This is a genomic window from Epilithonimonas bovis DSM 19482 (genome assembly GCF_900108115.1).
GTDB classification, from domain to species: domain Bacteria; phylum Bacteroidota; class Bacteroidia; order Flavobacteriales; family Weeksellaceae; genus Epilithonimonas; species Epilithonimonas bovis.
Genome location: NZ_FTPU01000013.1, coordinates 69,132 through 92,123 on the forward strand (window position 1 = coordinate 69,132; position 22,992 = coordinate 92,123).

The window sequence follows — 22,992 nt, forward strand, 5'->3', positions numbered from 1 at the left end:
GTTTAATGGAGTTTACCTTTAAGTGCGAAATCATTGAAATTGAACGTATCTTCAGCTTCTTCATCCATCTTGGATCTAGGAATTAACTGAACCGACACAAAAACGTCAGTCTTTCGATTGTAAGAATCTATTCTTTCTAATCGTCCTTTATAATCATTTTCAATATTTTTATAAAGTGAATACGGAAGAATTGTATCCGTTTTATAAATATAAAATCGACTATAATTCCAAGGCGATTTAATTTCAAAACGCTGATATTCCTTACCAAAAAGAACAGTATCACTAAGATTTTTTCTATTTCTATAGTTCTTCAATGGCTCTTTTGTATAAATTGCCCCATCAGATTTGTTAAAAACAGATTTTGGTTTTTGCGACTTAAAAACGTCCGACAAAACAATTAGTCTGTTGTTTATTTGATCTTTAATACCAATATCATAATACAAAGAATCCTTAATAAAATATTTACCGGCATTCATCTCAGGAACTTGAAGATCCGGAACAATTTCAATTATAGAATCACCTTTATAATTTAATTTGGAAACATGGAATGTCTTCATCGAATCCAGATTTTTTGAGGCAGCGAAGTAAACATTAGAAATAATGTCGATGCCGCCTTTTTCAGCTTTAATTTCTTTTCTGCACGATATTGCAGAAAGAAAAACCAAGGATGCTATTAAAGATATTTTTTTCATAAGCGTAAGATTAAAAAAGCGGTAATTCCGAAGTCTTACCGCTTACAACAATTAAAATTTAGATATGGGGTTCATTATATTCCTCGGGAAATACTTTGTTCACGAACATTTGATTTTTCGTGTTTTTGATCGTTTTCCAATCCCTTGATAGGTTCATTAGTATTAACACGATTCATTTCATTATCGTAGAGGCTTAGGTTTTTGTACTGCGGATTAAGAACAGCTTTTCCTTCAATAACATTGTCTTTCATTTCAAACTTTACATTAACGATATTTCCTTTTTCTAGGTTTTTAATCGTATTGTCTTTATACTCCGGCTTATCAAAAATGATATTGGATTTTTCTACAATTTTTTCTGTATCCACACCATAGTTCTGATGGAAAGATTGAAAATTGTAGTTTCCATATTCATTCTTTTTTTCAGCGAGATTTAACTGTACAAAACTTGTTTCTTTTTGATCAGTTTTAGGATTTGTAAACTCAATTTTTACTGATCTACCTTCTAAAAGATTTAAAGCTTCTTTAGCTGTAAAAGAGTTATCTTTACCTATTTTGAAATTCTGAGAAACAGTTTCTCCTTTACTGTTGTTCAGGGTAGCATCATAAGAATTTAGAAAAACACCTCCATTTTCAGATTTGTTAAAATTGATTGCATAATCAATCTTATTACCAGGTAATGCTTTGTCCGAAGAAGTAATAATTGAAAACTGCTTTTCCTGACTGTTGAGACCTTTTTCAAGATCTTTATGCAGTTTTTCCCCTTCACCAAAACCAAGGTATTTTAATTGTGTTTTGAGATGTAAGGCTAAATCGAATTCTTTTTGTGGTGATTCCATAATATTTGGATTTTGATTAATATATAGGTTAATTACATTTTGTGTCTGTGAATCATATTGCTTAATAGATTCTGGATTCCGGATGGCTTCTGCTGCTATGTCTTTAATTTTCCCACCTACAACCCCTTTATTTTGGTAATATCCTAAGGAATTGGGATTATCTTCTCCGTAAGCCCCATAAATAAGATCATCGGCTTTCTTACGCACTTCGGGATCCTTAGTAATTGTTTCATAAGTGAAACCTCCCATATTGTGATCAATTTCTTTTTGTAAATCTTTTAGATAGCTTTCAGAAGATTTATACTCCATTACTTCCCCCGAATCATGAAAGGCCGTTTTTCCAACAACTTCATCTTTTGTTTTTTTTTCCCATAAATCCCCAACACCATTTTCAATATCATCAAAAATATCATCTATAAAATCACTATCTCTACCATATGATAAAAGTGGATTAGAATCAGGATCTATCGAATTTTTGTAATTTGAAATCTCACCTTTATTTTGGATATCCATATGCTTTTCACCAATTTCATTTAAAGGTGTAATCTCAATTCCTAATTTTTTTGCTTCAGTTTCATAATTTCGATAGTGATAGGATTGCTTCTCATCAATTTGAGTTCTTGTCATTCCGGAACTTAAATCTGTTTTTAAAGAGAACTCTTTAGCCCATGAATCAGCTAAGAATTTTTCTTTTTCTGCATTATTATTAATTGAAACTTCAATATTTTGACTTCGGTCTTTAAATAGCAGGCTTATGTTTTCAGAAAAATCTCTCCTTTTTAAATCATTCATAACACGGCTTAAATCTTGAAAATGAAATGTTTTAGTCAAGTTTTTATCTAAAACAGAAATGGATATATCGTATTTGAATCCTCGTTGTTCCTGTTTATTTTCTCTTAACTTCCTTGACTCTAAATACTCATAAATTTTGAGGAATTTATCTCCCTTTTCATTAAATACCCTTTCCTTATCAGTCTTTTCAATATCTTTTACAAAATTTTTATACGCATCTGTTTTCGGTGTAAGATATTTGTCTGACCATGATAAATTGTTTTCTTCCATTACAGTATTATTAGATTTATTATTCTCGGAGAAATAATCGGTTTTGGCATTATAGTTTTTTTCTATTTTTCCTTCTTCTATAAAGGATTCCCACATTTTTTGCCCGTTCTCACTTTTAAGTAGAATGGCATCCGTTATTGTGATATTAGAATGTTCTAAACGTTTGCTATAAAAATCAATTAGTTCCGGCGTTATATTATTTCCATATAAAACACAACTGGAACCACCAAACTTTGAAACATTTTCGATAATAGAATTTTCCTGATTATTAACAGGCAAAATAAATTTTCCGACAATGCTAAGCTGAGAATTGAGAATTAGCATTTCGGTTTTATCAGAAATTCCAAATTTTTGAGAAGTGATATATGCTGCAACTTCTTCTGGAGATTTTACTTGAATAGGTTGAAAGTTTTCTACTAAAATCTGTTTTGAAAAAGAATAAGATTGAACTTTAATTGACGTTTTAAAACTATCCTCTCTATGTTTCAAATCGGATAAATTTTGTTCATTGAAAACCAAATAATTTCCACTCCTGAGGTTAATTATAATTCCATCATTAACCTTTACATCAGTGCTTTTAAGTGCATTTTTTAATTTTTCAAGAATATGCGCATCTGCTGGTGATGCTACAAGATTACCACTTGGATGATTGTGGACCAAAGTAACTGAAGCTGGATTTGCTTCAATAATATTACCTATAATTGACTTATTATCAATAATTGCGGCATTATAGGAGCCGGTAGAAATATGCTGTACGAAATATCCTTTATCTACAAAATCATAAACTAGAAATGCATGTTCTACTGCTTCGTCTTCTAAAGATTTGAATAGCCAGGCAATATCATTATGATTTTGAATTTTTTCAGTTCCAAAGAATTGGAGTGAATTGTTTTCAGAGAAACGCCTTTCAATTAATGCAAAATCTGTACTGTTTCCTGAATTTTGTGATTCCCGTAGTAAATTGGATCTGACACCAGTATCATCGGTTCTGAAGAGTTTGAATGGTAGATTTTCCCCTGTTGAAGTTTTTGCATATTTTGTGTTTTCGTTCTTTTCAAATTTAAAATTTGAATTGAGCGATTTTTTTTCCGGCTTTGTAGTAATTTTAAATTCAATTTCGTCATAATCTAAATCTTTTTGAGTTGAAAAAGTGTATTTGTTTTCAAGATCTTTTCTTAATTCATTTAATGGAACCGTAGAATCGTGATCAATGAGATGAATTCTTGATGAGTTATCAGCTCTAACAGCAAGTATTTCTCCATTTTTGAAATAATCGTAACCTAATTTAAGAAATTCTACATTAGCAATAGCTTCATCAATGGAAGAAAATTTCAATTTTTGAAATGGAGTCATTTCATCCATATCATTATACTTCGCTATTTCTATATTGATTTGCATTTATATGTTGTTAGATTTGTTTACAAAAGTCTTGAAAACCAATGTTAAAACCTACATAATCAGATAATTGCAGTCTAAATAAGTATAATTAAGGCTAATTAATTTAAACGAAAAAAAAACTCTGGATTCTTCCAGAGTTTTAATTTTAATTTATCGGCCTCTTCCTCTCGGCCTATCCATTTCTTCTTCCCGTTCATCCTGAAATTTCTCTTCTCTTTCACGATTTGCATCTTCATACATATCTTTATCATTAACGTCAAGATCAACAGATTTTTCTTTCTGCAACGTATTTTCTGAAACGTTTGAAATTGTGTCAATCTCTTTATCTACGATATTGAGATCATTTTTTATATCTTTTGCAATTTCCGGATATTGATCTATTTTATCATAAAGTACATTTTTTAATTTCTGAAGTTCCAATCGGTATTGCTCATTTTCTAATGCATTATTTTTTTCTAAAATTACCTTGGTTAATTCTGATGCATTTTTAATCATGTCATATTCGCGAACTGTATTAGTTTCCTTGTCGAACACAAATGCTAGTTTGGAGAAATTTAGCTGATCAGGCGATTTATCCTCCTTAATATCATATTGCTTTTTAACATCCGAATACTGAACTTTTTCTTTACTTTTTTCCAATAGTTCCTCAAAGTCCCTATCTCTTTCAAATAGATTAACATTAAGCCTAGAATTATTATCTGTAAGCTTAAATGCAATTCTATTCTTTTCATTATCAGCTACAATTGTGTAGCCGTTCAAAAATTTTTCGATGTCTTCTGAAGACAGTTTTTTTGAAAAAGAATTATCTTCATTGATAATACCATACTTTTTCAACTCTTCTTGGGGTAGTGTGTTGTTATTCATTATAAATAGCGATTAAATTATTTGCTTTTATTAAGTCATTTAAAAATACGACGGGGTTAATTAATTGTCCGTATTCTTTAACAGAAAAATGTAAATGAGGTCCTGTAGAATTCCCAGAATTCCCACTCTTTGCAATGATAAATCCTGCATTTACCCTCTCTCCTATGTGATAATATATATCTGACAAATGAAGATATGAAGTTTCAAAACGGCCAAAGTGTTTAATTTTCATATAATTTCCACCTCCTTTATTATCCCATCCTGTTTCAGTAACAATTCCGTCTAGCACCGAATAGACATTTTCATAATTTGCTTTTAAGTCTATTCCTTTGTGCATCTTGATTTGTCCAAAAATTGGATGTTTTCTTACTCCAAAAGGAGATGTAACATTTATTTTGCCTTTCAATGGCATTACAACTTTGGAAATTTCTTCTGGTTCATCTATAAGATCATATTTTGAAAATGATCTGTTATTTTTGTTAAAGTTCTCATTTTCGATTTTGTTCTGTCTTAGAAATATCAAAGAATCACGAATTCTATCATTTTGTCTGTTTTTTTCCAGATTCAAAGCACTCTTTTTCAATATGCTTTTTAATGAATCTATTTCGTTTTTCAAATCAGATTTTGTCGTTATTTTCAATATCTTTTTTAAAGAAATTTTATCTTTTTTTTTCGGTACATCATCGCTTTTAGAACTTAAAGTATCTTTCAAAACTTCAATTTTTTCTTTTGATTTGGGTGTAATTGTATTGAATTGAGCAAAGCAAAAAATGTTTATGAATATAAAAAAGGGTATTAAAATTAATTTTTTCATTTGATTATGGTTTTATCATTTGATGTACTAAAATTTCTACTTCTTTGTTAATACGTCTAAAATTAGCCAACAGAATATCATTTTTGGTTAGATTAGGGTTTTTTGAAAAGTCATAATAAATAGGCATTTTAACAAAGTTTGCCTCTTCTTCTTTAATAGCTTTCATATCTAGGTTAATCTTGCCGTTAATGGCTGAAGTTTTATATTCATCAGTATCGTTCTCTTCACTCTGAGCAATCATCCCAACCATTTCACCCGTTTTTAATGCAGCAATTTTACCTGCTGGAATCATATTATCCATCTTTTCATTGATACTAGTAGTTGTACCTTGTTGTGAAATAGATTGTGAAAATGTTTTTTGTTTTATTTTTCCAAACATTTTTTCTAGCCAGTCAAGAGTATTTTTATCTCTGGCAGATCCTGAAAGTATATTCCCAATAATGGCTGATATTGTATCTGCAACTTCTTTCTTATAGAACTGTCGTAACTGTGGAAGTTCCTGAAGACCTAATAAAACTGCAACCTTGTTACTTCTTGCCGTTGCTACTACATTATCTATTTTATGGATGTAAATCGTAGGAAACTCGTCTGCTATAATTCCGCCAGGAAGATTTCTTTTACTATTTATTAACCTTAGTGTTCTATTGAGTACGGCTGAGTACAACGCTGAATTAATATCTTGAGTTCCAGGATCAGATGCTAGAATAAGAATTGAAGGATTTTCTACATCTGTAATTTTCAACTCTATTTCATCACCAGAAAAAACCCAAAAACTTTCTTTTGTAGCAAGTCGAGAAAGGAAAATTTTCAGAGTGCCAACTTGTCCTTCCAACTGATCAAAAGCTTTATTGTCATATGCTGATTTAAAAGGGGACAAAAGCGAATATAATTCTTCATGTTCAAAAAGAGTATCAAATATTTCTTTGTAGCTACGATTCATAAATGATAAAATATGAGGTAGATCAGAATATTTCCCATTCTCATGTGTAGCAAAGAAATAAATACAAGAAGAAAGAAAGTTTATGGCAGACTGGGTAAAAAATTGATCAGAACCGCCTCCGGCACTTGCACCTCCTTTTTGTAATGAAGAAACCATTGCTTCGGCCATCTCCTGTGCTTCTGCTAACGTTTTGACATATTCTTTTTTAAATGGATTAATTCTTTTCGACTTTTCAACATCATTCAGATTAATTACATGGAACTTATGCTTGTAATTAGAATCTTTACTTTTCTTAGTTAAGTAATGATAGTAAGCTATTTGTCCAAGATCCGGAAACTTAAAATCATAGATGCAGAGACAAAAACCTTTGGAAATCATTTGTCTGATTGCCGGATTGATGACCCCGAATGATTTACCGGAACCCGGGGTTCCGATAACCATTGTTCCTCGGAATGGATTAATATTCATCCATCCTTTGTGAGTAGCCTTTTTGTATCTAAAGAGATAGGGAATATTAATACTAGTATCTGTATTAACTAGTTCTTTGTTTTGATCAAATGATTCTTCTTCCGTATTCCATCTATCTTTACCCATTTTCATTTGCATAATTTTAGAAATGGCATCTGCTCCAGTCTGAGTCATTACAGCACCAATGAATGAAAATGCTAGATAAATAAGTTGATAAAGATTTAGATGTGGTACAACTTTAGGAAGATTTTTATCCATAGATATTCCTGCAAAATAAAGAGATCCTAATATCATTGAAAGACCAATTATAATTGGAATTACAATTGTTTTAACAATATTCAAGTCTTGACTTTTTTTTGCTCTTGTACCAACTGCAACTAAAGCAATTAAAAGAAGCGTTGCTATTTTTGCATTAATAGGTGGATAAAATATTTTCATTTTAACAAAACCCTGAAGTAATTTTGTCAACAACGGTATATCACTATTTATGAAAAATAATGAAACACAATCCATTATAACAACAAAGTACACGGCTTTTTGCATAAAGCCGTATATCTTTATTTGATGTTGTTGTTCTTGCATATGTTAAGAATGTTTATTTGAAGCTTTGATATTTTCTCCATAGTATAGATTAACAATTGATTCAATCACCTTAGGATTAATAAAAACTCCCCGTTCTAAATAGTAACTTCTAAGCATATTTATAATGGCTAAAAATTCTGTTTTACTAAGGTTTTCGTAATAAATATCTATACTTAATAATTTACTCAAAGAATCATTCATAACGTCCAATTCCCTATTAATATCATTAGCATGATAATCAAGTTCTCTTATAAATAATTTATAAATTTTAAAAAACCTTTTTTTACTATAAAAGTTTATGTGAGAACCATCTATTTTAAGTTCATTAAAATATTCAGTTGTAGGATCTAAAAAAATTTTATAAAAATTTTCTTTCAGCATATTTTCTTTTGCCAGAATAGCAATAGTTTGTGAGTTTATCATTTGTAATATTTTTTATTAAAATGTATCAGCTTTAAGTATATCGGAATAATTAATTTTCATTTCTACTGTCCTACCAGAAATTTGTTCCTCAACCAGTCTGATCATTAATACCTTAGAATTCGGATAAGTGAATTTTTTGAAAACATAAATATTTCTATAATTCTTTCTAAAGAATTTTTGATAATTAGATTTATAAATTGGTTTAATTTCAATACTCTGATTATTCGTAGCCTTATGAATTTTTTTGTCTTCAATACTAAACTTTAGCTGATCTATATCGTAACCCAAATTAGATTTATTTTTGAATGTGATATCCAGAAAAATATAGTCATTCATTACATAAACATTGTTCAAATCCATTTCAAGTTTTAAATTTTCTTCCTTTCTAACTGGTTTTTCATCAATTTTTTTTGATAACAAGTTTAAAGCAAATCGGTGCAATTCCATATTAGAAAGAGTCATCTTAGGAAACTCAATAGGTTGCATATCTTCGGGCTGTATATGAATATTTGTCACAGTATTCAAATTATCTGAATTCCTATAAACGGCTTTATACTGAGCCATAAAAGATTGTCCAACAACCGTAATCACTCCGAGGTTTTGTCCAACGTAAAAATTCTTCTTATTAATTTTTTTAGAATCTAATTTGGAATCAGCATCAGAAATTTTAACTCTGGCAATATTTTCTGAAGGCAAGTCGCCGACTAAATTATCTGTAGATAAATCAACAAATTGTACTGGTTCAGGTGAAATTATGTGAAGATTGATGCCGTCAGTTATTTCTAATTCTGGAAGATCAGAAATTAAACTTTCTTTTGTTGCTGTTTGAGCGGTTAACAAAGCTGATGTTGCTAGGAAGATGGTATAAAATAATTTTTTCATTGTTATTGATTTGTAGTTATAATTAATATTAATTTTTAAAAGTTATTTATAATGATTACTTCGGATTTTTCTTTTTAAGATCCTCTTCATCAATCAAGTATACATATGAATTAAATTTGAGTTTAGCTTTGTTCATTTTTATAAGGTTTGCAATTGATCTAGAAGTTGATTGAAATAATTTAGACCCCATACTTGTAAAAAAACCTTCACTTCCCATGTCCATCTGTGTACCCTGGACTGAATTACTACCCATTTCTCTCACCATATCACGAAAAACACTTTGAGGAACATAGAGTCCTTTCATTCCATCCACATCATAAATAGAAAGATTCACTGGTAAAATTTCTCCATTAGCTAAAACAGATACGATATTCAAAGTCACTCGCTGCATGGAGAACCCTGAAATCTGACCAAATAAAACTGACCCTTTAGGAATTTTATGAGAGGCGATAAAAATATCTTCTAAAGTTCTGAATCTAATCCTGCTGCCTAAATATCCCTTATTATTTTCATCTATTACTGCTTTTATAAATTGGTTTTCTTTCTCTTTATAAAAAGCATTGAAGTCGCTGCTTATTCCGGATTTACTAACTTTAAATGTTGAGTTCAGAAATTCATCCATTTTTTCCTGATTTGATTTTAATTTTTGTGCTGCTCGTAATCTAGCTTGATACTCAGGATCTCTAGATTTCTCAATTGAGTCCATTACCAGCATTTGCTGTTTCATCATTTTCACCGGATCGTTTTGATTCGAACTCTTCGCCTGATTTTGGTTATAATTAGAATAATTATTTGATGCTCCATTACTAACCGAATTACCTGATGCTTTGCCATTAAGCATTCTAATCATTTCTTGCGATCTTTTATAATCCCTATCATCATTGTCTCTTCTGGCTTGTTGTTGTTGCTTTTTATAATAAGAATCGCGATCATTATACTTTAATTGATCAGATTTTTCATCTGTAATAGCTTTTAGAGAATCAATTTTTCTTTTTTCAGCGTAAGTTAAATTATCACTGTACCTCTGAAGACTGTCATTTTCCTGGTCTAATCCACCGAGCATTGTTCTGTCACCTTTTTTCTCAAAATACGCATCGTAAGCATCGTTTTTTGTCATTATTGAATCATTACTATCACCTAATGCTAGAGACAATTCTGTTTGTTCTTTTTCTTTAGGTTTTTTAGAAGAAAACGAGTTAAACACGTATCCAAAAAGTAATGCTACTGGTAAAAACATCAGAGGATAAACATATTTCTTTTGTTTAAAATCAATTTTTTTAATGTCCATTTTTAAGTTTTTGTAATTGGTTATACAAGTATTTTATTTTTACGCTGTCTTCTCTTGTCAAAGAACCTTGATCGCTCTTTATCTTATAAAATGATAATTGCTTAAGATTATTTTCGATTTCTTTTTCTCTCTTATCAATTTGTTCTTTTTTTTGTTCACTTTGCGAATACAATTTGGGAAGTTGAAAGGAATCCTTTTCCTGAACTGGAAAAAAAACTCCTTTTATTATCATACCAATGAATGACACGGAAAGGATTAGCATTGCTGCCACAAAGAATTGTTTTGGATGCTTTTCAAGAAAAGCATAAAACTTTTTATACTGTAAAATTGCTTGATCTATCATTTTTGTATTTTTAGTAAACACTTTTAATTTTTTCGTCAGTTTGATCGTTGTTGATAATTCGCCAGTCTTTCAGAAGAACTCCATGTGGGTTATTTGGACTTCTGATAATATCTTCATAAAACCCTTCCGTAACAAGATTTCTCGTAATGATGGACGATTTTCTGTTAATAAACTGTTTACCATAAAACATAAACCTGTTTTTACCTGAATCTAATTTGATTGAATCGGTCTGAACAGTTACTATTGCGTTGGATGCAATAATCTGATTATAAAATCCTTTTTCTCGAAGGTTAGCATACTCTTTCTTTCCACTGTCATCAATTAGATATAAACACTTTTGGATATTTTCTTTAATATATTTATCATCCGGGGCTATTGTGAAAAATAGACGGTGAAATAATTCAATTTGCGCTTTATATTCTACAGGCCTGTTTAGCATAACATCTGTTTGCTTTACTAGTACCGGAATTCCATTATCCAAAACATATATGGATTTTCTTGAATCCTGTATCATTTTATAACTAAAAACGAATCCAGCGATTACGATAACTACGGCAAATAGAATAGCCGCAATAGACACTATTTTATTTACTTTTATTCTTTTTTCTATATTTTTTACTAGCATAACTTTACATTTTTATTTTCGCATTGTATTTATTGATTTACCTACTTCTCTTACGTTATTAGCTATTCCAGCAGCAGCACCAACGGCACCAGTAGCAGTAGCAGATATAGCTGTTTTTGCTACTTTACCAGCATTATTGGTTATTTTATTTCCAAAAGAATTTTTAGCAAACATTGTGGAAGCAGCTTGTTTCATTTTTGTCATAGCATTAGCTCCACCTGCAGAAACAATTGTATCAGCAATTGTCGGTGTCATTAGAACACCAATTCCAGTTACTATATATGCTACAACAGTTTGAAGGGTTATAAATAGAAATCCATTAGAAGAAACAAATCTTAATACAGCCGGATCATTAAAAGTTCCTCCTGGGGCGAGTGTATCAAGACGTTCAATTTGCATTGTATAGCCACTCATAATTAGTTGTTGTCCAATATTAATTATTGTAAAAGCTACAAAAGTGTAGAGATTAATATTGATATATTTTGCTAACCAGTTATTGAAAGAACTTTCAAATCCAGGAATCATTGACATTCCAATTGCAATAGGTCCCAAAACTTCTAGTACGTATATCCAAATTTTTTGAATAAAGAAAATTAAATAAGTACAGATCCTTAAAATTGCTAAAGCAATCATTTGAATTAAATCTCCTAAAAGTTTTTGTCCGTTGAAATTGAATCTAATTTCCCATTCATAGATACTCGCATTGAGACTATCCATCGCATCAGTGACTGAAGATGCCATATCTGATAAAATACCGCCATCTTCAGTTTTTGTATCATCTATTGCTTTTTGTTTAGCTTTCTCTTTTGCTTGAACTTGAACAGCATAATCAATCAATTTAGATTCTTTTTCGTAAACTTTTACACGTAGTCCATCAGCATCTTTTTCTAAATTTTCAAAAATAGCTTCGCTTGGTGTTGATAATAATTCAAATGGTTTGCTAACCATTGCCGTAAATCCTGACCAATATGTGAGGATTAGTCCTATAAAAAATGGACGAATCATTGGTACAATTTCCCATTCCCTATCTCCTGAAATCATTTGCCAACCCATTGTACCGAGATAGATCATACATCCAATTCCACCTATAGCTCTACCAAACAAAGCCACTTCGTCAGCTTTCTGCTGCATAGAAACATTCAGTTTTGTAAAAACTTTCATGAACCATTGTTCAAAGCTTCCCTCTCCTTGGAAGTAGCTTAGATCATTTGCATAATCTTGCGATGTAGTTTGTCCAAAAATTAAGATCGGACCAAGTATTGCTACAATGCAAAATCCTATTGTTAAGTATTTATCCTTCATAATTTTAAAATTGATTTTTATATTTAGTCATTATGCTTGCAACTATCTCCCGATCAGTTTGTGGTTGGAAAATTTTCTTTATTTCATCAACCTTCTTTTTGTATGACATTGAAAGTGACATTGTTTTGTCATTATTTCTTATAGTTGTCAGTAGTTCTCTCCAACCAATGAGGGTTTCATGATACATTAAAAATCTCTTTCCCCTGGGCATATCCATTGTTCTTGACATCTTATATTTTTCTTTCAATAAATCAAGCTTTTCTTTAAGTCTATCAATTTTGCCTGACCATTGCATTATTTTAAAAACCTCTGGATCAATAATTCCCCAATCCTGAGCAGTTTGTGGGTCATCAGGAAACTCGTTCAATGGTCTTAACATAGTTTTATAATACAAAAGCCATAGAGGATCTGCATCAACAGTAGTTGCAGTCCAATGGGCAAAATCTTGAATATTTCTTTTGTAAATAGTGTCATATTCAGTCTTAATTTGTTCAGCTTTGCTTTCTTCAACTTTTACGGTTGCCAATCTTTGCACTTCTGTTCCGTTTGGTTTTAATGGCCTCAAATCAGCACCATCTTTGTAATCCTGATTTATTCTTGGAGACCACATTCCCCACACAGTTGCATATGCAAAATTTGTTTGAATACCTAAAAAATTATATTTCGGGTACGGTCTCCAATCACCCCAGCTTTCAAAAACTGCTCTCTTTTCCTGAGAAACTATAGCAGGATCATTCAACTTTTTTACAGATTGACCATGATATACAGTATGGATAAAAAAGAATAATAAAATGGTAATAATTTGTTTCATGTTTGTTAATTTCGATTTAAAAACTCCACTGATATTGACGAATAATTGTATTTATGATATGTTTGTCCAGATTAATATAATCTCTTAGAACCGGCACTTGATACAGATATGGAATAACCTTTCTATTTTTAATTTTTAATATGATATATAATATGTCGGAATTTACAATTGATGCTTTTGTGTAAATATTCTGTAATATTTTTTCCCTATCATATTGATCCATCAAGAAGTCATTATCTTCATTGAGAACTTCTTGAGTTATTTGATTTTTGAGAGCAAGGGATTGATCAAGAATTTTTGCATAGATTTCATACAACAAAACAGAATATTGAGGGTATTGTGCAGTTAATGAAAGCATTTCAGCTGAGTTCTTACCAACTTTGATAAGTAATTCACCTATGACAACTAATCTTTTACTTTGTTTAATTGCGCTATTAACATTAGACAAATTGGTATAAATATGGTTTTGTATAGCAACTACCTGAACAAGCTTTTTATTAATGTCATTATATAACTCGTTCTGTTTAGTATAAGAATCTAAAAAAGCCTGATTGCTTGCTAATCTAACTGTTTGATTTTTGGTAATTTGAGCAAGTAATTTTTCATTGATTGCTACATCTTGAGAGAAAACATTAATGCAACCCCAAAAACTAAACGCTATAAATAGATGAGTTTTTTTCATGTAATTAATATCCTTTTATATTATTTAAAATTTCTCCTATAATCTGTTTATCTAAATTTACATAGCCTTTAATAGTATTTTTTTTCCATTGAACTTTGCGAATAAGATCGTTAACCTTGAAAAGAGTATGTTGTGAATCTCTTCGTAAATCTCTAATCTCACCTAATGCAAAGTCTAACAAAATTTTTCGTTCGGCTTTTTCCATTTGGTTTATTGCACCGTACGACAGGACAATACCTGCAACAAGTCTGACGTTCATCTGAAGTTTATTAAGAAAATCTATTTCACCAGGAAGAGCAACAACAACTGAATAAGGTGCTGATTGTATCGCTTCATTAATTAGTGTCTGATAATGTTTGATAGATTCTATTTCCCTACTTATAGCTACTCCCGTTGTAACCGATTGAATGGCAAATGAAACAATCTTTAGTCTATCTTGAATTTTAACAGTCATTTGTCTGAACTTTGACCACTCTTCTTTATTATTTGTTTCTAAAGCGGTATTTGTTACTTGTTTGTTTCGCATTTGAACTTGTCGATCGTTTTCGTTCATCGCATTTCTTATTTCCAGGTTCATCATTGGGAAGGATACGTTTTCCTGTTCCCAAGCAGGAGTGCTACCACCTCCAGACGATGTTGTGATCAAAACTATTGAAGCTAACAAAGGCAATGCTAAAATTCTGGATTTCATCATACTAAAATTGTGTTATTAAAAATTCCATTTGTATTGGCGCATGATATTGTCTACAATCGACTTATCTGTGTCAACGTAGCCCTGAAAAGGATTGGCAGATTTCCAGAAACCAAGTCTAATGGCTCTCTCTAAGCGAAGTTTGACATCCAAAATCCACATCTCTAAAATCATTGTTTTTTGAAGTGTATTTTGTAAAAGTTTAGCTCTATCACCAGCGGTAGCCAGATTGGTTTCTCCTGAAGCAAGAGCATCTGAATATTCTGAAACAATATCAAGTGCTGATGAATACACTTTTTCTGAGGATTTGACACCGAAAACTGAATATTGGGGATGTTGAGAAACAATATTGAGCACTTCACTAGTGTATTTATAACACCGCTGAATCCTTTCTAAAATTTTTTTCACTTGTATGCCGTTGCTCAATACACTTGATACGGTAGACAATCCCTTCAGAACTTTATTTTGTATATTATTAGCGACAACCATTTGAGAACCCACCCAAGTTTGAGCCTCTTGTAATTTTGTCTGTTGAGCAACAGTTTTTTCTTGCTGTTTTCGTAAATTATCAGCATACGTAGCCAAAGCAAGAGTTGTAGTTACATCTATGTAAGTATTTTGTGCAAAAGATGATACGCTACAAAAAAGAAAACAAAAAATAATAAGTTTATACATAATCATTGATTTTAGAATTAACAAGTTCGGAGAAACTAATTTGTTCATTTAGTAATTGAATATTTATAGCTTTCCATACATTTTGCCCTGCATGTTTTTTCTTCATATATTTAAAAAATGCAATTGCTTTATTATCTATTGGTTTCTTGTACAAATTGACCAAAGAAACCAGATTTGGAAGAGTGTCTCCTAAATTTTGGATATCTTTTACGAAAACTTCAAGTGCTTTATCATAATTCCCTAAACTTTTCACATAGTATTCTACTGCTGACTTCTCAGGCTTTTCAGTCGTATATGTCAGATATTGCTCAAGAGCGACCTCATTTCCGTACACTTCGCCTTTAGAACCTCTTTTCATATAAAATTCTTTGAAACGAGATCTTCCGTGCTTGTTATTTAAATTATTAATTGTGAAGATTTTATTTTGCTCCACTTTATTCAGTGAAAGCAACGAAGCAATCTTATCAAAGTTATCTTTGAACTTCGTCTGATCGAGCAGAATGAAAGTATCCGAGTTGTTGATGATAGAATCTTTTACTACAGCATTACCTATAATATCATCCAGTTCCTGAGTAACTACAACTGCTTCGCCCCAGAATTTTCGTACAGTTTTGTATAGATATAAAATGTATCCTCCCATCAATTTTGAAGCGATTGCCTTCCAAGCTTCCTCTATTATGAGGGCTTTTCGTCGGTCTTTTCTCAGTCTCATTTTTTGAATAAATGTATCCATGATAATGAGTGTCACAATAGGGAATAGCTTTGGATTATCCTTTACATTATCAATCTCAAAAACAATAAAAGGTTCATCAAAAAGAGTATTATCCGCAGATTCATTTAAAGTTGTCCCATATCGTCCGCCTTTATAAAAATCATTTAATACAAATAGAAATGTTCTGAGATTGAATTCTGATTCCTTTATATTATGTTTTTTATTGTTCAAGTATATTGGTAAAAACTTGTCACAATATTCATAGAAGCCATTGAATGATAATTCTGGAACACTAAGCTTTTCTTCAAGATCTTTTATTTTTTTAATAATTGCATGTCTCATTGATTCATTCCAATCATCAGCAGTTTCCGGCCTTTTAATAATTTCATTTGATTTAATAAGAATCATTTGAGTCTCATTGTAAATCTTTCTTTTCGCTTCATCTGTTAGAGTTTCATAGGCTGCATATGTCTCATAGAAATCATTTACATCATAGTTTTCATTATTTTTATTTTTATCCGGATGTTTCTCTGCTATTTTTTTTCTTCCTTTAATTTTAATTTCTTCAGTTGGAGCATCAAACGGAATTTCTAAAATATCATAATATGTTTTTTGATTGTTCTCATTTTCAACTTCAGAAAAAATATCCTCAGAATGAATATTATATTTTCTTAAGTGTAACAGTAATTCATCAGTCAATTTACTTTCGTACCATTCAGTACCGTTATTAAAGTATTGATGATAGTAAGACATTAAAACATTATCTAAAATTGATTTCTGTTCTGAAGTCATTGTCGCATCTGGTCCTTTCCAAATTAAAAAAATCAGATTGGTTAAAAATTCAATTTTTTCTATGTTGAATTCTGATTTATCCATTAAAAAAGGATTCATTGTAATTGGCTTTTCTTCGGTGTACTGTATGTATCTTCCACCTTTATAACTACATGTTCCTGAATATGAATCTCCAGTGTCTACGATTATAACATCATAATTGTATGTCAGATATTGTTCAACAATATTGTTCATTAGAAATGATTTACCACTTCCCGAAGGTCCCAGTACAAATTTGTTACGGTTGTTGATTCGTCCTGAAGACATTGGAAGGTCAGCTGGATCAATTTTCAAAGGAACCCCTTGTCTATCAGTAAATCTCAGATAAAAATTGGATTCTTCATTCACTGGGTAACTTTCTTTAAAAAAAAAACACAACGCAGCTTCGCTTGTTGTCATGAATAAATCATACTGCCTAAGTTCGACAGCATTACCAGGAATACACGATCGCCAAAGTTCCAGTTGATTATATGCATTCTTGGAAACAATGATTCCTTTTGTGAAAAGTTTATTTTCAATCATAGATTCCAAATTTTCCATTTCCTCAAAAGATGCTGCTGAAAAAACCATTGAGAAATGGGCATTTACAACGAGTTGTCCATCAAGTGCAATATTGTGAAGTAATTCCCCAATTTCATCTGCTATAATTCCATTAGACGGATTATTGGCGGCAACCCCTTCATGTCTTTTTTTCTTTTTGTCAAGATCTCTCTGTTGTTGTGCTTGTGCCGGTATAGAAATAACCTGGTTATAGATTATGGTTTTGTAATTTTCAAGTTCATTAATGAAACTAAAGTTATCTACAGCAGTATCTGCTGCTGAACCGTTTCCACCCAAATACGAAAATGTATCCACAGATGATGGCAAATCAATATTCTCAACGTCCACAAATGAAATTGTTTTAACGAAATCATTACCTATTTGTAAATTCTCATTGTTTGCTTTAAGATTATCAAAAAGTGGCATTTTGGTAAAGTTCATAGACAAAGTCCCTCCTATGTAATATTCAAAATCTTCTACATGTAAAAACTTCGGCTCACAATTATTTTGCTCCAATAACATATAAACCTTTTGACATTTATCTCTTAGATCTTTATAATTTTTTTCAGTAAAATCGTACTGTTTCTTTTTAGGTTTTAACTTATCATCAATTAAGTCCGTAAAAAGTAAAATAGTATCAATTGTTTTAAACAATCTACCGTCAAAATGATCTGAATATTTCTGCTGCAAAAATTCATTAGAAGGCTCTGCTTTATATTGTTTCTTTGAGAAAATATCGAGTTTTTGGACTATTCGATTCTCTCCAATAATCGCAACAACTTGGTTTAGTATGGTATGAAAATTTTCATACATGTCTGGATCAGCGGAATATTGTTCAACAATATTCTTTATTTTAATTCCAATTACAGGATTACCGTACTGTCCTATTAAGACGTCAAAATTCCATTTGTAATCCTGACCTCTATCATACCCTATGAAAGGTATTTCAAATGCCTTTTTTTTCATTTAAATATTTTGTCAATTAGTTTTAAGAATTATGTGATTTTTTAATAACTTTTGCTTTGTTTTTTAAGATGATACTCGTTTTGAATTTTTTAGGAAATATGTAAATTTCATCATGGTTTTTGGTTTTACTGAATAATCCATTTTTATCTTGAAATCTGTATAGATAATATATTGTACCACCAAATATCCCAATCCAGATTAAACCAACTATGAGATTAAAAACTTGGGATAGTAACATTCCTCCTATAAGTCCAGCCACGGCACACCCGAGAGCATAATAGATATACTTATCCTTCAATCCGTATAAAACAAGGGGCTTTTTTAGCCCCTTGTATAAATAAAAACCCATAAGATTCAGATTAAGGGAAGAAAGCCCCGACAACAGTTGGTACAATAAATAAGAAAATCATTGCGCCACCATATCCCAAAAGTTCTTTGTTGACGTCTTGATCTCCGTTCTGCCATTTGTTGTAAATCCTAAGACCTCCAACAAAACCTACAATACCCCCGACTGCATAGACCAATCCGCTAATTTCGGATCTATACTGTGCTAATTCACTCGTTGCAGAACCAATAGGACCGGCATAGGCAAATCCAGTCATTCCTACGAAAGCAGCTGCTGCTAAAACTTTCTTTTTCGATTTTGATATCATTTCAGATATCCTCTTTGTCATTTTTTCGATCATAATAAAAATATTTAAAAAATTAAATGGGTTTAAATTAAGGAGTGAAAAACCTTGTGTCCTTCATAGTTTGCGACTAGTCGGACATTTGTTTCAGCTTTTCCTAGAAACTCTTTCCACTCTGATTTTTTCTTTGCAACTGGAGGAGTTTCTATTTTATTTTTTGTAGATGATATATCATCAATTTCTTGTTCTGCCTCAAAACGTTTTCTCAATTCTTCGATATCTTGTACGTGTGAAGAGTCTTCATCATTATTATTGCTCCATTCGTTTTTTTGGAATTGATTAGGCATATTAATGTTTTCGACATCTTCTATCCCAACATTGGAAATTGGTTCAGAATCTTTTGCAGCAATGTCTTCCAATGAGAATGTTTCACCTTCATCTGCGACAATTACTTTCTCTTTCTTGATGAATAGATCGTAAAGTATGTTGCCCCCGTAATAAAGAATATATACGGCTAGGAGTGTCAAAGTAAATTTTATCATGTTAGTATTATTTGTTTTTGTTTAGTTTCTTTTTCCTCAAGTATTTTAGCAACGAGTTTTCTAAAATCATGTTTACCTAGGGCGTAGCGCATACCGATATCGATTATCTCACTTATATCGCAATCAAAAGTTTGAAATTTGCCAAGTTCAATGTGTAGATCATTATCTATCTGAATTATTCGATTTTTACGTTCTTCTGTAGTTTGCTCGCGATCTGACAAATAATTTTCTATAGTAATGTCATTATACTTTCTCTCAAGTTTTATATTAAATGGTAATTTGTAATGTTTCATTAATTTGCTCTATGATTTCATTAAAGGTCTTTTGAACTGAATATTTTTGTTCATAGGTTAATCTTCTTGTATCTATTGTTTGTAAACAATTTCTTTTGTAAACAGGTGAATTCACCAAGATTCCATATTTTGAAATCTCATTATCCATATCTGGCTGGTTTAGGTACTTATATGATTTATCGTATTTAGATCGTACAAAAATTCTTTCGGCTTGGCTTTCTAGAAGACCTAATAGATTTTTAAAAACAAGAGTTGATTTTACAGACACGTCGGAATATTCAAAAGGAATAATTATAAAATTGCTGTAAGTAAGTAGATCACTATATTTTTCGTCTAAGGTTCCGGCCAGATCAAAAATGTTAATTTCTTCGCTATCTCTTAAATCAAATAAAATTTCTAAATCTTGAAATGGTTCTTCATCTGCATCACCTAGAACTTCTACATTATATAATTTGGGAAAATCAAGAAGATCGTCTTCTATCCATTTATTATAAAAAGATTTTTGAAAATCAAAATCAAAAACATTCACCTTTCTATTAGAAACTTGACAGAGATAGTTAGCAAATGCGATTGCTAAAGTAGTCTTACCTGCTCCTCCTTTTTGTGTAGCGAATGTGATAATCATAATTTTAGTTTTTATAAGTTGTGAAAGTTTACCTATCGGCGTTTTTTTCGTTTTCTTTTCAATTCATCTTCTCCAGGATCTTTTGAGGATCCTCCGGAACTTTTCAAGAATTCAGAAATAATACTATTACCAGAGTTTAAAATGTCGGATAATATATTAGTTGAATTTTTTCCTTCAATTTTTTGTAAAAAATCAACCATCTCTTTTTCACTAATCATATCTTCTATCTTTCCAGAATAGTGTAAACTTTGATGCAAAAAATAATAGACACCATCTACCTTGTTAAGAATAACATCACTTTGAGTCTTTCCGTTTATTTTATTTCTAAGATCATCTTTAATAGCCATGAAAGTTTCTTTACTTTTTCTAATATTATTACTGTAAATCATGAAACTTTGTACGCCAAATTTTTTTTGAAAGTGTGATTGAATTATGTCTTTAGATTGAGTATTTGAAAAAGTAAAATCTTTTATTCTCTCAAATAATCTTTTATCAATTTGTTTGTCTGTAATGTCAAAAAGGTCATTCATTTTTAATACTTCACTTCCTTTATAAACTGATCCAGTTTTATGATCTATTAGAGAGTATCCAAAGGGTGAACGGTCATCTTTAAAATGGAAAATAATGTCTATACCAAATTTCTTTCTAAGTTTTTCTTGTAGTTCACTTTCATACTCAATATTTGGAATTAGATTACTGTTATCACTAATTTTTTCGTTAGGTAACATCCCTTCAATTGCTCTACGATCTACTACTTTGAAAACTTGATTTGACCATTGCCCTTTATATTTCTGCATTATTGCTTTAATCTGATTTAATCGGTTAGCATTTTTTGCATTACTAAAATTCAATGCTTGTAATGTTTTTTCAACTACACCATTTTTCAAAACATCTATTTTGTTACTATCAGCATTATTTTCAGACATTGTGAAACCATCTCTCTGAAGCAATAGTTTCAACTGATTAAGTGTTTGAAAATTGTATTTTAATAACTTTTCAATTTTACTTTTTGAATTTTCACTGTATAACTTTTCCATTGTCAGACTCAAGGCTTTTTGCGCTTTTAATCTTTCAAAATCATGTTCAATTTTGTTTCCCGTTTTTTTATCAACTCTGGTAGTAACAATATGAACATGGTTGTTTTCTGTATCATTATGAAATACTACTATAAATGGCTGTTCACCATATCCCATATTCTTCATAAAATCTTCTGCAATTTCCTTTAACTGTTCTTTTGTATGATCCTGAAATCTAGTAGATATTGTAGCATGGAATTGAGGTTTCTTTGTCCTTGTATCTTTTGAAACTGAAGCTAAATATTTTTTAACTTCATCCTGACTGCTTAAACTATTTATATAAGAAGGAAAATTTTTCATTAACATCAATTCCCCTTTCCCATTTTCAATCTTTTTCTCATTGTATTTAACGCCAGGAAAATTTGATCCAGCTGGAGCCATAACTTTAACAATCATCTGCTAAGTAGGCTATGAATCATTGAAAAAAGTTTGTTTTGTTCAATTTTCAATTTCTCAATTTCAACTAGTTTTTCAGAAAATTTAGTTATTTCATTTGGAGACATACTTTTATTTGTATTAGCGATTTTGGCAATTTGATTAATGTTTGTTTCAATTTTTACAAAAATGTTGTCTTGTTTTTCAATGAACGCTAGTATCTTTCTTCTCTCATCATGCATTAACCTGTTTTCTACTGAGTCAATGATTAAACTAGTTAGTGATACATTTCTCTCTGAACAAAGCTTTTTCCAGTTCTTCTTTCTTTCTCGCTCTATTCTAATTTCAATTCTTATTCTATCGGGGGTTTTATCCATTACTAGAATTATGACACAAATGTGAAACATAAATTTATAAATTACAATAAATCAAGCTTTTAGCAGTCTAAATAAGTATAAATAAGGCTATTTAATTGATTAATATTGCCGCAAAGGTGTGTTAAGCATATCAGAAATGCTTAAAATTTGAACATCAAAATTATTTTGAAATAATAGTATCAAGAAAGAAAGACGAGTTCCGAGGAATTTCCCCCTTTTTGCAAAAAAGGCAAGATAGCCTTTGGGCGGATATTTTTGAAAAAAATGTCCGGACAAAGGTACATCTTGCTAAAAAAATGGCGCATTTTTCCAGCAAGTCTTAAAAACATTTCTTCAAAATAGTTTAAAAAACATAACATATTGAAAACCAGTATGTGTAATTTGTAAAATAAAATTATGAGATCAAAAAAGTAGAATAAATACGGTATAGATAAAGACAAGTATGCAGAAAAAAAATTGAAAAATTTTAAAATAATACTTTAGTAAAAAGCTATCTGACTGAAATATAGCTTTTTATAATTGAAAACCTAGTACTGGTTTAACGTGGTTAAAATCATCAAATTAATTAAACAAGTTAATTATACACCATGTGCTTATTTAACATGGTAGCGGATGCGAACCTACTACTTTATTAACGTGGTTATAGGT

23 protein-coding genes are annotated in these 22,992 nt (G+C 30.7%); all 23 read right to left on the minus strand.

Features of this window, described 5'->3' with window-relative positions; all coding sequences use genetic code 11:
* Positions 1-2: 2 nt before the first annotated feature.
* The 23 genes from B0B05_RS07475 to B0B05_RS07585 all read right to left on the minus strand — a co-directional run bounded on the left by B0B05_RS07475 (position 3) and on the right by B0B05_RS07585 (position 22,344).
* Positions 3-692: a hypothetical protein gene (locus B0B05_RS07475; RefSeq protein ID WP_076783040.1), complete on the minus strand. Its 690-nt coding sequence runs from the start codon at positions 690-692 to the stop codon at positions 3-5.
* 74 nt (positions 693-766) lie between these two features.
* Complete coding sequence (locus tag B0B05_RS07480; RefSeq protein ID WP_076783041.1) at positions 767-3,988, minus strand: JAB domain-containing protein; 3,222 nt, start codon at positions 3,986-3,988, stop codon at positions 767-769.
* Between the two features lie 150 nt (positions 3,989-4,138).
* Complete coding sequence (locus tag B0B05_RS07485) at positions 4,139-4,852, minus strand: hypothetical protein (RefSeq protein WP_076783042.1); 714 nt, start codon at positions 4,850-4,852, stop codon at positions 4,139-4,141.
* Positions 4,845-5,666, minus strand: a complete 822-nt coding sequence (locus B0B05_RS07490; protein WP_076783043.1) for a M23 family metallopeptidase — start codon at positions 5,664-5,666, stop codon at positions 4,845-4,847. Before B0B05_RS07490 ends, B0B05_RS07485 begins: the two co-directional genes overlap by 8 nt.
* A gap of 4 nt (positions 5,667-5,670) precedes the next feature.
* Complete coding sequence (locus tag B0B05_RS07495; protein ID WP_076783044.1) at positions 5,671-7,656, minus strand: type IV secretion system DNA-binding domain-containing protein; 1,986 nt, start codon at positions 7,654-7,656, stop codon at positions 5,671-5,673.
* 3 nt (positions 7,657-7,659) lie between these two features.
* Entirely contained in the window at positions 7,660-8,079 is a 420-nt protein-coding gene (locus B0B05_RS07500; protein ID WP_076783045.1) for a hypothetical protein, read from the minus strand.
* Positions 8,080-8,094: 15 nt separating this feature from the next.
* On the minus strand, positions 8,095-8,961 hold the full coding sequence (traN, locus tag B0B05_RS07505; protein WP_076783046.1) for a conjugative transposon protein TraN: 867 nt from the start codon (positions 8,959-8,961) through the stop codon (positions 8,095-8,097).
* 55 nt (positions 8,962-9,016) lie between these two features.
* Positions 9,017-10,249, minus strand: a complete 1,233-nt coding sequence (gene traM / locus B0B05_RS07510) for a conjugative transposon protein TraM (protein WP_317044120.1) — start codon at positions 10,247-10,249, stop codon at positions 9,017-9,019.
* Positions 10,239-10,592, minus strand: coding sequence for a hypothetical protein (locus B0B05_RS07515; RefSeq protein WP_076783064.1), 354 nt, complete (start codon positions 10,590-10,592; stop codon positions 10,239-10,241). Before B0B05_RS07515 ends, traM begins: the two co-directional genes overlap by 11 nt.
* Before the next feature lie 10 nt (positions 10,593-10,602).
* Positions 10,603-11,217 (minus strand): conjugative transposon protein TraK, encoded by a 615-nt coding sequence (traK, locus tag B0B05_RS07520; RefSeq protein ID WP_076783047.1) that lies wholly within the window; start codon positions 11,215-11,217, stop codon positions 10,603-10,605.
* A 12-nt stretch (positions 11,218-11,229) separates the two neighbouring features.
* A complete protein-coding gene (locus B0B05_RS07525) occupies positions 11,230-12,519 on the minus strand; it encodes a TraJ family protein (RefSeq protein WP_076783048.1) in 1,290 nt (429 codons plus the stop codon).
* A 4-nt stretch (positions 12,520-12,523) separates the two neighbouring features.
* Positions 12,524-13,330 carry a hypothetical protein gene (locus B0B05_RS07530; protein ID WP_076783049.1) on the minus strand — a complete coding sequence of 269 codons (807 nt, stop codon included), beginning with the start codon at positions 13,328-13,330 and terminating at the stop codon, positions 12,524-12,526.
* Positions 13,331-13,346: 16 nt separating this feature from the next.
* A complete protein-coding gene (locus B0B05_RS07535) occupies positions 13,347-14,012 on the minus strand; it encodes a hypothetical protein (protein ID WP_076783050.1) in 666 nt (221 codons plus the stop codon).
* 4 nt (positions 14,013-14,016) lie between these two features.
* A complete protein-coding gene (locus B0B05_RS07540) occupies positions 14,017-14,706 on the minus strand; it encodes a hypothetical protein (RefSeq protein ID WP_173786350.1) in 690 nt (229 codons plus the stop codon).
* 15 nt (positions 14,707-14,721) lie between these two features.
* Entirely contained in the window at positions 14,722-15,378 is a 657-nt protein-coding gene (locus B0B05_RS07545; protein WP_143745971.1) for a hypothetical protein, read from the minus strand.
* Positions 15,371-18,427 carry a TraG family conjugative transposon ATPase gene (locus tag B0B05_RS07550; protein ID WP_076783052.1) on the minus strand — a complete coding sequence of 1,019 codons (3,057 nt, stop codon included), beginning with the start codon at positions 18,425-18,427 and terminating at the stop codon, positions 15,371-15,373. The genes B0B05_RS07545 and B0B05_RS07550 overlap by 8 nt, the downstream gene beginning before the upstream one ends.
* A gap of 22 nt (positions 18,428-18,449) precedes the next feature.
* Positions 18,450-18,776: a hypothetical protein gene (locus tag B0B05_RS07555; RefSeq protein WP_076783053.1), complete on the minus strand. Its 327-nt coding sequence runs from the start codon at positions 18,774-18,776 to the stop codon at positions 18,450-18,452.
* A gap of 10 nt (positions 18,777-18,786) precedes the next feature.
* Positions 18,787-19,101: a DUF4134 family protein gene (locus B0B05_RS07560; protein WP_084173904.1), complete on the minus strand. Its 315-nt coding sequence runs from the start codon at positions 19,099-19,101 to the stop codon at positions 18,787-18,789.
* 41 nt (positions 19,102-19,142) lie between these two features.
* A complete protein-coding gene (locus B0B05_RS07565) occupies positions 19,143-19,598 on the minus strand; it encodes a hypothetical protein (protein WP_076783054.1) in 456 nt (151 codons plus the stop codon).
* Positions 19,595-19,891 (minus strand): hypothetical protein, encoded by a 297-nt coding sequence (locus tag B0B05_RS07570; RefSeq protein ID WP_076783055.1) that lies wholly within the window; start codon positions 19,889-19,891, stop codon positions 19,595-19,597. Before B0B05_RS07570 ends, B0B05_RS07565 begins: the two co-directional genes overlap by 4 nt.
* Complete coding sequence (locus tag B0B05_RS07575) at positions 19,866-20,516, minus strand: ParA family protein (protein WP_076783056.1); 651 nt, start codon at positions 20,514-20,516, stop codon at positions 19,866-19,868. The genes B0B05_RS07570 and B0B05_RS07575 overlap by 26 nt, the downstream gene beginning before the upstream one ends.
* A 32-nt stretch (positions 20,517-20,548) precedes the next feature.
* Positions 20,549-21,973 (minus strand): relaxase/mobilization nuclease domain-containing protein, encoded by a 1,425-nt coding sequence (locus tag B0B05_RS07580; RefSeq protein ID WP_245799247.1) that lies wholly within the window; start codon positions 21,971-21,973, stop codon positions 20,549-20,551.
* Between the two features lie 11 nt (positions 21,974-21,984).
* A complete protein-coding gene (locus B0B05_RS07585) occupies positions 21,985-22,344 on the minus strand; it encodes a plasmid mobilization relaxosome protein MobC (RefSeq protein WP_076783058.1) in 360 nt (119 codons plus the stop codon).
* Positions 22,345-22,992 lie beyond the last annotated feature (648 nt).

What these genes read in the sequence shown, in the direction of transcription:
- traN (WP_076783046.1), bottom strand. Translation starts at nt 8,961, where the DNA reads ATGAAAAAATTATTTTATACCATCTTCCTAGCAACATCAGCTTTGTTA.
- B0B05_RS07580 (WP_245799247.1), bottom strand. Translation starts at nt 21,973, where the DNA reads ATGGCTCCAGCTGGATCAAATTTTCCTGGCGTTAAATACAATGAGAAA.
- B0B05_RS07500 (WP_076783045.1), bottom strand. Translation starts at nt 8,079, where the DNA reads ATGATAAACTCACAAACTATTGCTATTCTGGCAAAAGAAAATATGCTG.
- traK (WP_076783047.1), bottom strand. Translation starts at nt 11,217, where the DNA reads ATGCTAGTAAAAAATATAGAAAAAAGAATAAAAGTAAATAAAATAGTG.
- B0B05_RS07565 (WP_076783054.1), bottom strand. Translation starts at nt 19,598, where the DNA reads ATGATAAAATTTACTTTGACACTCCTAGCCGTATATATTCTTTATTAC.
- B0B05_RS07490 (WP_076783043.1), bottom strand. Translation starts at nt 5,666, where the DNA reads ATGAAAAAATTAATTTTAATACCCTTTTTTATATTCATAAACATTTTT.
- B0B05_RS07475 (WP_076783040.1), bottom strand. Translation starts at nt 692, where the DNA reads ATGAAAAAAATATCTTTAATAGCATCCTTGGTTTTTCTTTCTGCAATA.
- B0B05_RS07485 (WP_076783042.1), bottom strand. Translation starts at nt 4,852, where the DNA reads ATGAATAACAACACACTACCCCAAGAAGAGTTGAAAAAGTATGGTATT.
- B0B05_RS07570 (WP_076783055.1), bottom strand. Translation starts at nt 19,891, where the DNA reads ATGAAACATTACAAATTACCATTTAATATAAAACTTGAGAGAAAGTAT.
- B0B05_RS07575 (WP_076783056.1), bottom strand. Translation starts at nt 20,516, where the DNA reads ATGATTATCACATTCGCTACACAAAAAGGAGGAGCAGGTAAGACTACT.
- B0B05_RS07540 (WP_173786350.1), bottom strand. Translation starts at nt 14,706, where the DNA reads ATGATGAAATCCAGAATTTTAGCATTGCCTTTGTTAGCTTCAATAGTT.
- B0B05_RS07585 (WP_076783058.1), bottom strand. Translation starts at nt 22,344, where the DNA reads ATGGATAAAACCCCCGATAGAATAAGAATTGAAATTAGAATAGAGCGA.
- B0B05_RS07515 (WP_076783064.1), bottom strand. Translation starts at nt 10,592, where the DNA reads ATGATAGATCAAGCAATTTTACAGTATAAAAAGTTTTATGCTTTTCTT.
- B0B05_RS07545 (WP_143745971.1), bottom strand. Translation starts at nt 15,378, where the DNA reads ATGTATAAACTTATTATTTTTTGTTTTCTTTTTTGTAGCGTATCATCT.
- B0B05_RS07525 (WP_076783048.1), bottom strand. Translation starts at nt 12,519, where the DNA reads ATGAAGGATAAATACTTAACAATAGGATTTTGCATTGTAGCAATACTT.
- B0B05_RS07530 (WP_076783049.1), bottom strand. Translation starts at nt 13,330, where the DNA reads ATGAAACAAATTATTACCATTTTATTATTCTTTTTTATCCATACTGTA.
- B0B05_RS07495 (WP_076783044.1), bottom strand. Translation starts at nt 7,656, where the DNA reads ATGCAAGAACAACAACATCAAATAAAGATATACGGCTTTATGCAAAAA.
- B0B05_RS07480 (WP_076783041.1), bottom strand. Translation starts at nt 3,988, where the DNA reads ATGCAAATCAATATAGAAATAGCGAAGTATAATGATATGGATGAAATG.
- B0B05_RS07560 (WP_084173904.1), bottom strand. Translation starts at nt 19,101, where the DNA reads ATGACAAAGAGGATATCTGAAATGATATCAAAATCGAAAAAGAAAGTT.
- B0B05_RS07535 (WP_076783050.1), bottom strand. Translation starts at nt 14,012, where the DNA reads ATGAAAAAAACTCATCTATTTATAGCGTTTAGTTTTTGGGGTTGCATT.
- B0B05_RS07550 (WP_076783052.1), bottom strand. Translation starts at nt 18,427, where the DNA reads ATGAAAAAAAAGGCATTTGAAATACCTTTCATAGGGTATGATAGAGGT.
- traM (WP_317044120.1), bottom strand. Translation starts at nt 10,249, where the DNA reads ATGGACATTAAAAAAATTGATTTTAAACAAAAGAAATATGTTTATCCT.
- B0B05_RS07555 (WP_076783053.1), bottom strand. Translation starts at nt 18,776, where the DNA reads ATGGGTTTTTATTTATACAAGGGGCTAAAAAAGCCCCTTGTTTTATAC.